11 protein-coding genes are annotated in these 12,730 nt (G+C 60.5%); 5 read left to right on the top strand and 6 right to left on the bottom strand.

The annotated features are described in order from the left end of the window. Positions 1 to 623: 623 nt before the first annotated feature. Genes HMPREF2967_RS00065 through HMPREF2967_RS00075 form a run of 3 tightly spaced genes read right to left on the bottom strand, consistent with a single transcriptional unit; the run spans position 624 to position 3,260 of the window. Positions 624 to 1,445, bottom strand: a complete 822-nt coding sequence (locus HMPREF2967_RS00065; RefSeq protein WP_014303356.1) for an ABC transporter permease — start codon at positions 1,443 to 1,445, stop codon at positions 624 to 626. Continuing rightward, complete coding sequence (locus tag HMPREF2967_RS00070; protein ID WP_014303357.1) at positions 1,438 to 2,199, bottom strand: ABC transporter permease; 762 nt, start codon at positions 2,197 to 2,199, stop codon at positions 1,438 to 1,440. Before HMPREF2967_RS00070 ends, HMPREF2967_RS00065 begins: the two co-directional genes overlap by 8 nt. Beyond that, positions 2,196 to 3,260 (bottom strand): ATP-binding cassette domain-containing protein, encoded by a 1,065-nt coding sequence (locus HMPREF2967_RS00075; RefSeq protein ID WP_014303358.1) that lies wholly within the window; start codon positions 3,258 to 3,260, stop codon positions 2,196 to 2,198. The genes HMPREF2967_RS00070 and HMPREF2967_RS00075 overlap by 4 nt, the downstream gene beginning before the upstream one ends. A 436-nt stretch (positions 3,261 to 3,696) precedes the next feature. On the opposite strand from HMPREF2967_RS00075, the gene HMPREF2967_RS00080 reads away from it, so the two are divergent. From HMPREF2967_RS00080 to HMPREF2967_RS00100, 5 genes are all read left to right on the top strand, one after another. Beyond that, positions 3,697 to 4,326, top strand: coding sequence for a sugar O-acetyltransferase (locus HMPREF2967_RS00080; protein WP_014303359.1), 630 nt, complete (start codon positions 3,697 to 3,699; stop codon positions 4,324 to 4,326). Between the two features lie 217 nt (positions 4,327 to 4,543). Next, positions 4,544 to 5,551, top strand: a complete 1,008-nt coding sequence (locus HMPREF2967_RS00085; RefSeq protein ID WP_224784049.1) for a glycosyltransferase — start codon at positions 4,544 to 4,546, stop codon at positions 5,549 to 5,551. After that, a complete protein-coding gene (locus tag HMPREF2967_RS00090; RefSeq protein WP_023018093.1) occupies positions 5,548 to 6,333 on the top strand; it encodes a thioesterase II family protein in 786 nt (261 codons plus the stop codon). Before HMPREF2967_RS00085 ends, HMPREF2967_RS00090 begins: the two co-directional genes overlap by 4 nt. 27 nt (positions 6,334 to 6,360) lie before the next feature. Then, positions 6,361 to 8,127, top strand: coding sequence for an ABC transporter ATP-binding protein (locus tag HMPREF2967_RS00095; RefSeq protein ID WP_023018092.1), 1,767 nt, complete (start codon positions 6,361 to 6,363; stop codon positions 8,125 to 8,127). Beyond that, positions 8,127 to 9,851, top strand: coding sequence for an ABC transporter ATP-binding protein (locus HMPREF2967_RS00100; RefSeq protein ID WP_070684480.1), 1,725 nt, complete (start codon positions 8,127 to 8,129; stop codon positions 9,849 to 9,851). The genes HMPREF2967_RS00095 and HMPREF2967_RS00100 overlap by 1 nt, the downstream gene beginning before the upstream one ends. A gap of 3 nt (positions 9,852 to 9,854) precedes the next feature. Here HMPREF2967_RS00100 and HMPREF2967_RS00105 read toward each other — a convergent pair whose 3' ends face one another. The 3 genes from HMPREF2967_RS00105 to HMPREF2967_RS00115 are packed head-to-tail and all read right to left on the bottom strand — an operon-like array spanning position 9,855 to position 12,702. Then, on the bottom strand, positions 9,855 to 11,315 hold the full coding sequence (locus HMPREF2967_RS00105; RefSeq protein ID WP_227917020.1) for an ABC transporter ATP-binding protein: 1,461 nt from the start codon (positions 11,313 to 11,315) through the stop codon (positions 9,855 to 9,857). Between the two features lie 14 nt (positions 11,316 to 11,329). Beyond that, positions 11,330 to 12,076 (bottom strand): energy-coupling factor transporter transmembrane component T, encoded by a 747-nt coding sequence (locus HMPREF2967_RS00110; RefSeq protein ID WP_070684481.1) that lies wholly within the window; start codon positions 12,074 to 12,076, stop codon positions 11,330 to 11,332. Beyond that, a complete protein-coding gene (locus tag HMPREF2967_RS00115; protein ID WP_014307391.1) occupies positions 12,076 to 12,702 on the bottom strand; it encodes an MptD family putative ECF transporter S component in 627 nt (208 codons plus the stop codon). The genes HMPREF2967_RS00110 and HMPREF2967_RS00115 overlap by 1 nt, the downstream gene beginning before the upstream one ends. Between the last annotated feature and the right edge of the window lie 28 nt (positions 12,703 to 12,730).

Below are 12,730 nucleotides of genomic sequence, written 5' to 3' on the forward strand. Positions count from 1 at the left end.
CCCCGACGTGTCTACTTTCCGGGGGTCAGGTCCGCGAGCTCTACCGAGACATCTCCACAGTCCAACAGGCCACAGCAGCTTAGAACCAACAGCCCCCATCCAAGCCGATTGAGCAGCAAGCCCAATCGGCTCCTCACCGTGCCCGAAAACAACATCCACAAGGAAAAGCAGAAACCCTTCACACCCCCCAACAAACTCACCCACGGAATTGACAAACTATATAGGAACACCTCCCTGGGCGATGGTGCAGGCGCGGAGAGCGCCGCTGTTGCCGATGCCGCGCCCAACACCGCGACGGTAGTAGAGTACCCGCTGCCGGTGCAGGAGTTTGCGGTGACCCGCTACGATTTGCCCGCCGGCACCACGGTTTCCACGCAGCTTCCCGGACCGGCCATCGCCCTGGCTACTTCTGGTGTGGTCACGGTAAACGACCTGGAGCTAGCCCCGGGCGAGGCCGCCTGGTTGCCGGTAACCGGCGGCGACACTACCCGCCTTAGCGCGGCCGCGGGTAAAGATTCGCAGCTCTTTATCGCGGCGGCGCGCCCTGCGCGGCAAGTAGCGCTACCGCGCCGCTGGGGACGCCGCCGCGCGACAAGTAGCACTGTCGCGCTAACCGGCGCTATTTACGACATGGTGGGGCGGCGGAACGCAGCTGCGGCGGCTAGCAGCACTACGGTGAGTGCTACCATCCAGGCCACGAAAGCCCAGACTGCGGTGCCGGGCTGGCCGGTGGCAAGGATTTCGGCGCTTGGCGTGCCGTCGATGGCGGCGCCGGCGCGGGCGGCGAAGGTAAGCGGATTCCACCGGGCGATGGGTTGAACCACACCAGCGAATTGCTCCACGGGCACGAGGCCGCCGTTAAGTGCCATGGCCGCCATGATGATGGGGGCCGGGCCAATGGCGGCCTCCGGGGTGGCGCACATCGCGCCCACCATGGCCGATAGCGAGGCGGCCACCACCGCGCCGAAGATGATGACTAACAGCACCCAGCCAAACCCGGCCAGCGTGTGAATACGCAGGCCAGAAGCCACGGAAGCCAGCAGCACCGCGCAGCCGGAGATAAGGCTGCGTAAGGAATCGAAACACCAGCGGCCGAAGATCTCCGGGCTGGTGCCGTAGCGCGTGGTCGCGATGCGGGTGGTGATACCGCGTTGGCGTTCCTTAATTATCTGCGCGGCGGCGGAGGTGCCATTCATCAGTTCGCTGGAAAGGATGAGCGCGATGGTAAGCGGTAACGCGTCGAGCGTGGCAGAGCCTTGCGAGGCCGCCATGAGGTCGCCAAACAGCCACCGCATGACCAGGAACATCAAAACGGGACCAGCCACGGTATTGGTAATTACCGCGCTATCGCGGCGGGCGGCGCGCAGGTGCCTTCCAAAATGCGTGGCGACAGTGGACAGCCAGGTGGTGTCGTGCGACACGGTGGCGGTGGTGTGGTTAGTCATGTTTCCTCCCCTGGAAAGCGGTGATAAAGCCCCATACGCCAACGACGGTCATGGCGATGAGCCAGCACAGTGCTTCGACTCCGCGCGCCCCCAGGGCAGCGCCACCTAGTAGGTTGCGGGCGGTGTCCAAGATGGGAGATAGCGGTACGTGCCGGATGATGGGGCCAATGCCGCCGGGCAGCGCATCCGCAGGCACGAATGCGGTGGAGAACATCACCATGACCAGCACGAGGTTTTGGAAGAGCAAGGACGCCGAGGTGGGCTTGGGGGCCAACAGGCAGGAGCCATCGATAAACGCGGAGAGGATGATGGTGAGGGCGGCGAAAAGGGCGATGGTAAGGATAATACGACCCGGTCCGGCAGCGTAGCGGGCACCGAGCAGGATCGTGGTGAGGACGACGATGCTGCACGACCACGCGGCGCGGGTGAGATCTGCCAGCAGCCGGCCGACGACCGTGGCCCAGGCGGGCGTCCCGGTGGCGCGGATGCGGTCGTGGATGCCGTTTTCGGCGTCACGCGTAATCGCCAAGGAGGAGCCCCCGGCGGCGAACACAATCGCCTGAATAACGCCGGCGGGCAGGAGGAAGGCGGCGTAATCGATGCCGAGTTCCGTCGAAGCCTTGGCGAAGGTGGCGTAAAAGATGACCATGAACAGGCTGGGTATTGCCACGGCGGAAACCATTACGGCCTTGTTGCGGACGGTGCGCAGGACATTGCGGTGCCACGAGGCAGCGACTGCTCCGAGCGCGTTCACTGGGAGCCTCCACCGGTGTGGGGAGCCTGCTGCGCGATGTCGCCGGACCCGGCGATAGCGAAGTAGACATCGTCCAAGGAGGGCGGAACCAAGGAGACGTCCGCGACCGAGGTGTCGTCGCCATCCCACAAGGCCAGCGCCCGGACTAGGGTGCGGTGGCCATCGGGCGCATCGACGCGCAATACGGTGTCCTCTTGGCGGCAGTCGATGCGGTGTTCTTGCAAGGTGTGGGTGAGGCGTGCGGCATCGTCCGGGCTAGACATCGTGATGAGGCACACCGTGGTGCCATAGCGGTCCTTGAGCTCGGCGGGGGTGCCTTCGTCGAGCACCTTGCCTCCGGCGAGCACGGCGACGCGGTCTGCGAGCTGGTCAGCTTCTTCCAGGTATTGGGTAGTAAGCAGGATCGAGGTGCCGTCGGCCGCCAGCCCGCGGACGGTATCCCACACGGAGCTGCGCGCGGCGGGGTCGAGGCCCGTGGTCGGCTCGTCGAGGAACAGCAGCGCGGGCGGGACAGTGAGGGAGGCGGCGATATCTAACCGCCGGCGCATGCCGCCCGAGTATGCCGAAACCAGGCGGTCGGCGGCGCCAACCAGATCGAAGCGCTCAAGAAGTTCCGCGGCGCGGGCCTTCGCATCGCTAGCTTTAAGCCCTGCCAGGCGGCCAAAGAAGATGAGGTTTTCCTTGCCGGTAAGCTCCTCATCCACTGCGGCGTATTGCCCGGTCAGCGCGATGGAAGCGCGCACCTTGGAAGGATCCGTGGCTAAGTTGTGGCCATCGATGATGGCGGTTCCGCCCGTGGCGGGCAGCAGCGTGGAAAGGACATTGACCAAGGTTGTCTTGCCGGCACCATTGGCGCCTAGGACGGCGAGGATGCCCCCGCGCGGAATGGCGAGGGTCACACCGCGCAGGATTTCCGTTCGCTTCTTGACTTTTCCCAGGCTACATCGCAGATCTTGGACATCAAGCACCAGGTCGCGGCCTTTTGCGTGGGCGCTGGTTGAGGGGACTGCGGTGGCGCTGGGGTCACCGCTAGCGGTTGCCGTGGTGGGGTTTTCTTTCATGATTCATCCCTGGATATACGTCAACGGTCTATTAGACGGCGCACCGATTCTCCTACCGCAGAAGGAAAACCGATTATTGCCCGCGAACGATGGATTGTGGTCCACGGAGCAAGCGCCTGGGGTAGTGCCAACTAATCCTTAGAAAATGATGTATGTCTAGCGGCACCGGGTCGTGCACAGCGCCCCGCAGGAGAGGGCTGCACAGGTCGGCTGATCGGCGGCGACGCTGCAGGTTGCTGCAAAGTTGAGCATACCATAATTAGGCATGGCATGCTTGACAATAATTAGGCATGGCATGCTTGACAATTAAGTCGAAGGCCTGTAAGCTACCAAGTGTGAGCTAAGAATCTGGGTATTCCGACTAGTCAGGGTCAAACCGCGTGGCTGACCGTAATTCGTATTGTGGCTCGCGCCTCTCAAGCACAAAGGAGTATCCATGGATTCTCGAGAGCAAATCGAAGATAAGATTCTCTGCGGTCAGCCCTTCCGCCCTATTGAGGACCCGGATCTCTATTACGAGATGATGGAGGCGGCGGAGAAGTGTCACGATCTCAACCAGCTTCGTCCACTTCAAACAGCGGAGAAGCAGGCAGTGATGGCAGACCTGCTTGGTGAACTGGGGGAGCGCTTAATGGTTTTCCTGCCATTTCATGTCCAATATGGCTCGAAAATCAAGGTCGGAGATGGCGTGACCTTCAATCGAGGAACGACGGTACTTGATATGGCCCCGGTGACATTTGGCAATGAGGTCATGGTTGGTCCATGGTGTTCCTTCTTTGCTGGCAATCACGCCTTAGACCCCGTAGAGCGGCAATACATGGTGTGTACCGGGGGTGCGATCACCATACAAGACCATGTGTGGCTTGGTGGCAATTGCACGGTAACTGCGGGTGTCACGATTGGGCATGGTGCAGTAATTGGTGCTGGCAGTGTTGTGACAAGAGATATTCCGCCCATGGTACTCGCAGCCGGTAATCCGTGCCGAGTCATTCGTGATATTGGCCCGGAAGATAAGCTCATGGGGGAGTCTTGGGTTCCTGAGTGGCCTAGTTGGATTACGGATTGAGACGGCTGTGAAAGTTCTCGCGGTCGTCCTGGGTTCTGAGGGTGATATGCTGCCATTTGCGCACCTTGGTGTCGCACTTCGAGATCGTGGCCACCAGTTTGTTTTGGCTGGGTTTAGCGAATTCGGCGGGAGTTTTCGTGCAAACGGGGTGGACTACATCGAGTTACCCGGTGATTACCGGGCGTTAATGAAGCGCCTTTTGGGCGATAGTAAAGGCATGATGGACACTGTCTTAGGTATCCGTGAGATGATATCTGACGCCCACGTTTTCGATGTGTTAGAGCATGCCATGGATGGCGTTGACGTGGTCATGTACACCCAATTCAGTGAAGTTGCTCGGTTGTTAGGGGCTGCACGCGGAGTCCCCAGCGTTCGGGTGCAGGTTTTCCCTACCGAACCCTGCCTCCGTTACAGCCTCGTGGATCCGCGAAAACTGGACGGCTCTGTCGGAGCTCTGGTCACCCACTGGATGTCCAATACTCTGATGGCTTGGGCGATGCGCCCAGTGATAGCGGCATGGCGCCGTAGGTTGGGGCTGCGTCAGCGAGCGCTCTCCTCTCCACCAACCACGATCTACCAATTCAGTCCCGCGTTGAGTCCGCCGGCGCCGGAATGGAAAAACCACATTCACGTCACTGGCGAGTGGCTTGACCCGCACCACAGTGAACTCGCCCTAGACCCAGCAGTCGAGGAGTTTGTGGCTGCCGGCTCGGCCCCGGTTCTGGCAAGCTTTGGGAGTATGGTCTCAGATCGCGTTTATGACCTTCAACGATGGACTCGAGACGCGTGCATCGAGCATGGTCTGCGGGCGATAATCGTCGATCCCGATCATGAGCCTGGTGTGAGAGAAGGAATCCTCACCGTCGCCCGGGTCCCGTTCGCGACTGTGCTTCCGTGGTGCCGTGCAGGCATCTGCCACGGCTCACTGGGCACCACCGGGGCGATCCTGCGCGCCGGCAAGCCGTGCCTTGCGGTTGCATTCGGTGGTGACCAACACTTCCATGCCAACGCAGTTTGTCGAAACGGTGCCGGGCCGAACTATATTGACGCCCAGCGAGGCGAACTGAGTGCCCAGTCCCTGGCCGCCGGAATTGCCGATTTGGTAAGTGGAGCATACGACTCCGCAGCCCGCAGGATGCCCGAGTTGCTTGCCACAGACCCGGGTACCGTCGCAGCAGTAGAAATCGTGCTTAATCAGTCCGACCTAGCGAAAGGCGAAAAATGACAGAAATCAGCTGCGAGGGAGTCTTTCCGTTTGTGGCCGGACATCGCACTGGAACCCTCTTGTTTTGCTTCCATCACGCAGGAGGCAGCGCTTCCGTCTATCGTGGATGGGTGGGGGTCAACCCAAGCATTGACGTGGTGCCGGTGGAGCTTCCCGGAAAGGCAACCCGTCGCCGAGAGAAATGGGTAAGCGACTTTGACAAGCTCGCCGATATGTGCGCAACCGAGATAGTGGATCTGGCGGCGGGCGCGCCGATTGCGTTGTACGGCCACTCCATGGGGGCAGCGCTGGCCTACCAGGTTGCTGCCTGCCTGCAGCAGATGCATCGGCCCACTATACCGGAAGCCGTGGTGGTGGCCGCACGGCAGGCGCCCGGAGAAACCGTGCCTGGGGAATACCACTCGTCAATGGGGTTCGGTGCGCTGCGCAGGGAGTTTGAGAAGGTAGGTGGCACACCACCTGAGATCCTTGCCAATGATGATGTGATGAAGCTGCTGCTCGCTGACATTCGTCGCGATTATGTGTTACACGAGGGCTTTCACCATGCAACCACGGTGCTTCGCTCTCCTGTGCTGGCATTGGCGGGGGATAGCGACCCAGCTGTCAGCCCAGAGATGCTTTCCCGGTGGGAAAATTTTACCAGCGGTAGTTTTGAACTGAAGGTCCTGCCGGGTGGGCATTTCTTCCCGCTCGATACTGGAACCGAGTTCCTCGACCTGCTTGCCGGTTTTCTAGCGGGAATTACTGGGAACACTGCCTGGTTAGCGCGGAACAATGCGTGATTGTGACTGTTAAGTAAAGAGGCCCCGATGACCGAACAAAAACCACCCATTACATTTAGGCAAATATCTCAACCTGCCCACCGGCAGATCACGGTGTCGCTGCTATTGGCGGTGCTGGCGGCGTTTTTGTCGCTGGTGCCGGTAATCGTGCTGGTTGAGCTGGTGCGCACCGTAATGCTGTCCTTCCAGGGAGAGCCGATAGATGCGTCAAAGCTGTGGCTGCTAGTCGCGGCGCTCATGGTGGCCACCGTCCTACATGGACAGGCAACCGTGAAGAGCCTCCAGGTAAGCCACCAGGCCGACGGCCTTTTGGGCGAGCACTTACGCCAGCAGCAGATTACCAAGCTGGGTAGGCTCCCGCTGTCTTGGTTTACGCGGACACCTTCGGGGACTGTGAAAACCTACATCGAAGACGACGTCACCAAGATCCACCAGCTCATCGCCCACGCGCCGCACGATTATTCGGCCGGTGTACTCGTACCGCTATTGAGCCTGGGATACATGTTCGTGGTGGACTGGCGGATAGGCCTGCTGGGCCTGGTACCACTGCTGTTGGCAGTGGCCACCATGCCGTTTATGATGCGCGAGTTTCAAGAAAAGGCGGAGAAATTTAAGTCCAGCCAGAAGCAGCTAGACGCCGCCGTCGTAGAGTTGGTGCGCGGCATCCCGGTTATCAAGGTGTTTGTTCCGGAAGGCTACGACGAGAGCATTTTCCTTAGTCGTTCCCGGAGTTTTGGTGGGTTCTATCGCGAGTGGTTGCACGCCACCGTACACCCCACCGCTTTGATGAAGATCTTCACCTCCACCGGGTTTGGCCTGCTGGTGGTAGCCGCGGCCAGCCCGTGGCTCATCACGTCTGCGGGCGTACCAGTGGCCGATGTGCTGGCAGCGTTTTTGTTCATCAACAACATCGCCGCGCCTCTGCTTATGCTTTCGCGCACTAACATCATGTTTTCGGAGGCGAAGGCTGCCGCGGCGGATCTCACCGAGTTCTTCAACATCCCGGTATTGCCGCCCGCTGCTGGCGGCAGGGAGCCTGCAAACGCCGGAATTGAGTTGAAAGATTTAAGCTTCTCCTACGTGCCGGACACCCCGGTGCTTTCCGGCATTAACCAAAAACTTACCGCCGGCAGCATCACTGCGGTGGTGGGACCTTCCGGCTCGGGGAAGTCCACGTTAGCCGCGCTCATCCCCCGGCTATTAGACCCCACGGAGGGGTCGGTGCGCATTGGTGGCGTCCCTAGTACTGATCTCCGATCTGACCAGCTCTACCGTAGGGTAGGGTTCGTCTTCCAGGACCCTTACCTTATGCGGATGAGCGTGCGGGATAACATTCGCCTCGCTCACCCGGAGGCCACCGACGCAGACGTGGTTCGCGCCGCCCGCGCCGCCCAGATTCATGAGCGCATTACCCATCTGCCGCGCGGCTACGACTCGGTGGTGGGAGAGGACGCGCAGCTTTCCGGTGGCGAGCAGCAGCGGCTGGCTATTGCCCGGTCCATCTTGCTCGACGCGCCGATCCTCGTGTTGGATGAGGCCACCGCTTTTGCGGATCCGGACTCCGAGGCCGCGATCCAGCGGGCCATTACCGAGCTGGTGGCCGGGCGCACGCTAGTAGTTATCGCACACCGGCTCCACACGATCACCGGCGCTGACCGGATCCTCATGCTGGAAAACGGTGAGGTCACCGAAGCAGGCACTCACGAAGAGTTAGTGGCGGCAGGCAAGGGCTACGCCACGATGTGGGCACGCTACCAAACCGCGCAGGCGGGCATCCAAGGGGAGGAAAAATAATGATCCGCACGCTCTATTCACTGGGCAGTCCGGCTGATCGTCGCCGTCTGGTGCTGGTCCTTACGCTAATTGGGATTTCCGCGGTGGCGTTGGCCATTGGCCTTATCCTCATTGCACTGTTTTTGGACACGCTGTTTACCGAAGATCCCGCGCAGGCCGCAGCATGGTTGCCCTGGATCATTATCTCCGTCCTCGTCTACGCCGCCGCAGACTGGCCCACTGAGGTTATTGCCCAGGACCTGGGGCATGATTACGTGCTGCGCATCCACCGGCTTATCGCCGATCGCACGGCACAGCTACCCCTGGGCTATTTTGAAGAAGATCGCGCCGGCCAGATCGGTGTTGTAGCCACCAGCGGTGCGCTGTTTGCCGCTAACGCGCCGGCAATGATGCTGCGGCCCATGCTGCACGGTGCTGCCTCGGCCGGTTTGGCTTGCGTGTTTCTCATCGCCGTGGACTGGCGGCTGGGGCTGGTTACCGTTGCAGTGGCTGCCGTGGTATGGTTCGCCTATAACCGCCTAATGCGGCAGTACCGCGTGGCAGAGCGCCAGAAGGGCGAGCGCAACGAGCACGGCGCCGCGGAGGTGCTGGAGTTCGCCCAGGTGCAGCCGGTGCTGCGCATGGCTGGGCCGGATTCGCTGGGGGAGCGCGCCGTGCGCGCCTCGATTCGAGAGCAGCTTAGCGCCCAGCAGCACACCCAGAAGACAGGTGAGATGATCATGGGTCGCCTGGCTTTAATCATCATGGTCGGTACCGTGGTCATTGATGCCCTGGCCACCGTGCTACTTCTCAACCACTGGCTAGAAGCAGGCACCTACATTGGCGTCATTGTGTTGGTGTTCATCCTGGCTCGCGTTGCTATGTCGGGCATACCCTACGGCGAGGGCTTGGAATCCGCGCGCAATACCTTAGATGAGATCCAAAAGATCCTCGATGCGCGGGTGTTGCCGGAGCCTGCGGTTCCGGCGGCGCCACGCGACTATGGCATCGAGTTCGATGGGGTGGGCTTTGGCTACGAACCCAACACCCCAGTGGTCCGCGACGTGAGTTTCCGCGTGGCGCCCGGAACTACTACTGCGTTGGTGGGTCCCAGCGGCTGCGGCAAGAGCACCTTGCTAAAACTTGCGGCACGCTTCTATGACGTTGACCAGGGGACCATCCGTATCGGTGGTGTGGATATTCGCGATCTTGGCTCCCGGGCGGTGTTGGATTCGCTGGCTATGGTGTTCCAATACGTGTACCTCTTCGAGGACACACTGTATGAAAACATCCGCCTGGGCTGCCACAATGCAACGCGGGAGGAGGTGCTCCGCGCAGCGGAGTTGGCCGGTGTCACCGAGATTGCCCGGCAGCTGCCGCAGGGGTTTGACACCCTGATTAGCGAGGGCGGGCAGAATCTCTCCGGTGGTGAGCGTCAGCGTGTCTCCATCGCTCGTGCGCTACTGAAGGACGCGCGGATCGTGCTGCTTGATGAGGCGACTAGCTCTCTAGACGTGCAGAATGAGCACCTTGTGATGCGCGGTATGAAAACGCTTTCTGCCGAGCGCACCATCGTCGTCATTGCGCACCGGCTGCACACCATCCGCGACGCGGACCAGATTGTGATGATGAGTCCCTCCGGCACCGTGGAGTCTATCGGCAACCACGAGGAACTCATGGAGAGTTCCCCACGCTACCGCAGCTTCTGGGGTGAAAAGAGCGACGCCACCAGCTGGAAGCTGTAGGGACTAGCTGTCGCGGCCGCGTAGATACCGCACCGTGCGCGCCAGTGCGAGATCATCGCACGGTTCGCAGGCGGTAAGGCGGCCTTTTTCCACGCGCAGGAGAAGATCGCAGCACCGCGCCACCAGCTCCATGTCATGGGTTACTACCAAAACGGTCTTGCCCTGCCGGGCTAGGGCGTCTAGCAGGTGGGCCACCCGGTGCATGCGGCACAGGTCCAGCCCGCTGGTGGGTTCATCGAAGACGATTACCTCGCGCTCACTTAGGACTGCTGAGGCGATGGCCACGCGCTGGCGTTCGCCGCCCGAAAGCGACATCGGGTGCCGGGCCCGCTTGTCCGCGAGATCAAGTGCACCAAGCACCTCGGTAAGGCGCGCTTCGTTTTTCCCATCCGGTCCACTGGTGCCGATGATTACGTCGGACTCCACGCTCTCCCCGAAAAGCTGGTGGTTTACGTCCTGCATTACTAAATAGGACTGGCGCAGGCGCTGCCGGGGACCCGAGAGCGAGCGGTTATTGATGTCCACCACGCCGGTGGCCTTAGATTCCAGGCCAGTCAGAACGCGCACAAAGGTAGATTTTCCGGCCCCGTTGCGTCCTACCACGCCGATGACTTGTCCTTGCGGCAACTCCGTGTGGCTGATGCTCAGGGATGGCTCTGTAGCCTTGGGGTAGGTGAACTGTAGCTTTTTGAGCACCATCGTGCCACTTGAAGGGCGTGGCTCGCGGGTCACCTCGGGGACCTGCTGCGCTGAGCGCAAGCCCATGCGGTACAGTTCGGCCTTGTCTAGGGTGCGAAACTCCGAGCCGCTGAGATCATGAGCGATCTGCCCGTCCTGCATAACCAGCACTCGGTCCACGATGTCAACTAGGTAGGAAAGCCGATGCTCAGCGATCAGGACGGTGCGGCCCTGTGTCTTCCACTGCGCGACGATGCGGCGCAGCTCATCGACGGCGGCGAGGTCGAGATTTGATGATGGTTCGTCTAGTAGTAGTACCTGTGGGTGCATCGCGGCCACTGAAGCGCATGCTATTTTTTGTTTCTGGCCGCCGGAAAGTGTGAACAGGTGCCGGTCGAGGAGATGAACCATGCCGAAATCTGCGGAAAGTTCCCCAATACGCTGTCGAATCTCGTTGGGCGCCACGCCGAGGTTTTCGCAGCCAAAGGCGAGTTCGCTGGCTACTTCCAGCGTGAAAAATTGCGACTTGGGGTTTTGGAACACTGAGCCTACGCGTTCGGCGATGTCGTGTGGGTGGGCATGAGTGATGTCTTCGTCGTCCAGCAGCACCTCCCCCGAAATCTGGGCGTCGCAGAACGTGTGCGCCACGCCGTTTATCAGGCGTAGCAGGCTGGACTTACCGCAGCCTGATTCGCCACACACTAGAACTAGTTCGCCCTTCGCCACGGTGAGATTTACGTGGTGCAGCACCGGCTCCGCTGTGTTTTGACCATAGGATAGTGACACATCGTGCAGCTTTATCACGGCAGCATCACTATATTTACCAGTAGTAGGATCAGGGACACGACGAGCACGCTTATGACTATTGCGTCGCCTACGCGGAAGCCTATCTCGCACAGCGTGGTTCGTCGGCGAGGCGAGCCCAATCCGCGGGTCACTGCAGACATAGCCAGCTCGTTGCCGATGCTCACAACGGACGCCAACAGTGGCACAAAGCGGTATTCGAGCATAGCGATCGGGTTGCGCAGGCCCGAGATGCCACGCATCTGCATGGCGGTGCGGATATCGCGGTATTCCTCGAGAATCGTCGGGAAGAACCGGAACATGATGGACGTGGGGATGGTCAGGGCGTCGGGGCTCCGCATGCGCTGCATCGCGGCCATGAATTCGCTGGCCGAGACGGTGCGTAGTAGGTACCAGCAGCACGTGATGCCAGGGAGGATGAGCGAAAGCCCTGCGAACCACGTAGCGCACACGTCCACGATGATGTGGCGCTCGGGCAGGGCCTGTACCACCACCGCAGGAAAGCCGGCGAGCACCGCGAAGGTGAGTGCGTATCGCAGTGCAGCGGCCACCATGCCGGAGGCGAGGAAAAGTGCCCCGGGAACGGCAATGAGCATCCACCGGGCGATGCTGCCCAGCGCCCCACTGGACCCGGCCGGTGAGATGAGCACCGAGGACACCACGAGGATGACCAGCACCGTGGTGCGTGGGTCCAGATGGAGTCCCGCTGTGTGCGTGCCTGATCCGGGCAAAGTGGGCGACATCAGGCGATTCCTGCTCGCTGGAAGTGCTTGGTGAAGATGCGCCGGCCGAGGATCCCGCCGAGGATCCCGCAGACGAAGGTTACTATCACAATGATGAGGAATAGCCAAGTCATCTGGCCAATAGAGGTGAGGCCATCCGCGAAACTAGCACCATATTTGGTCTGCATGCCGCTGCTCTCTATGTAGCGCCGAGTGGTGAAGAAAAGCGGAATATATGATGCGGTGGGTGACACTGCTATAAAGGCATAGGCGATCACACTGTGTATTGCGCTCGTATACTTGCCGGCGCGCAAAATTAACTCGGCAAACACGGCCATGACCAAGCTGAGCAGCAGTGGCCATATGCCTAAACCAAGCAGCAGGCTGGCGAGGCCGCTGAGAAGAAGGAATATGAAGACCATGCCGGGCTTGTGCACCTTGGCCAAGAACAGCATCATCGGGATGCCCAGGATGAGGGCCTGAACGCTGGTGATCATCACGTAGGTGATGGGGGTGATGCCGATGAAGGCGATGACCACGCCGGCTACCAAGTTGATGACGAAGAAGATGCCGATGTTCATCAGGTCGGTGATGTTCAGCCGTCCTGCTTTTGCATCTTTCGGGGTGGTGTGGGGAGTACTGGGCATGATGTTTCCTTTCAGATTAGGCTGCTTG

This window comes from Corynebacterium sp. HMSC059E07 (genome assembly GCF_001814395.1).
Taxonomy (GTDB): Bacteria; Actinomycetota; Actinomycetes; order Mycobacteriales; family Mycobacteriaceae; genus Corynebacterium; species Corynebacterium hesseae.

What these genes read in the sequence shown, in the direction of transcription:
- HMPREF2967_RS00090 (WP_023018093.1), top strand. Translation starts at nt 5,548, where the DNA reads ATGACAGAAATCAGCTGCGAGGGAGTCTTTCCGTTTGTGGCCGGACAT.
- HMPREF2967_RS00085 (WP_224784049.1), top strand. Translation starts at nt 4,544, where the DNA reads ATGATGGACACTGTCTTAGGTATCCGTGAGATGATATCTGACGCCCAC.
- HMPREF2967_RS00080 (WP_014303359.1), top strand. Translation starts at nt 3,697, where the DNA reads ATGGATTCTCGAGAGCAAATCGAAGATAAGATTCTCTGCGGTCAGCCC.
- HMPREF2967_RS00065 (WP_014303356.1), bottom strand. Translation starts at nt 1,445, where the DNA reads ATGACTAACCACACCACCGCCACCGTGTCGCACGACACCACCTGGCTG.
- HMPREF2967_RS00075 (WP_014303358.1), bottom strand. Translation starts at nt 3,260, where the DNA reads ATGAAAGAAAACCCCACCACGGCAACCGCTAGCGGTGACCCCAGCGCC.
- HMPREF2967_RS00115 (WP_014307391.1), bottom strand. Translation starts at nt 12,702, where the DNA reads ATGCCCAGTACTCCCCACACCACCCCGAAAGATGCAAAAGCAGGACGG.
- HMPREF2967_RS00100 (WP_070684480.1), top strand. Translation starts at nt 8,127, where the DNA reads ATGATCCGCACGCTCTATTCACTGGGCAGTCCGGCTGATCGTCGCCGT.
- HMPREF2967_RS00095 (WP_023018092.1), top strand. Translation starts at nt 6,361, where the DNA reads ATGACCGAACAAAAACCACCCATTACATTTAGGCAAATATCTCAACCT.
- HMPREF2967_RS00110 (WP_070684481.1), bottom strand. Translation starts at nt 12,076, where the DNA reads ATGTCGCCCACTTTGCCCGGATCAGGCACGCACACAGCGGGACTCCAT.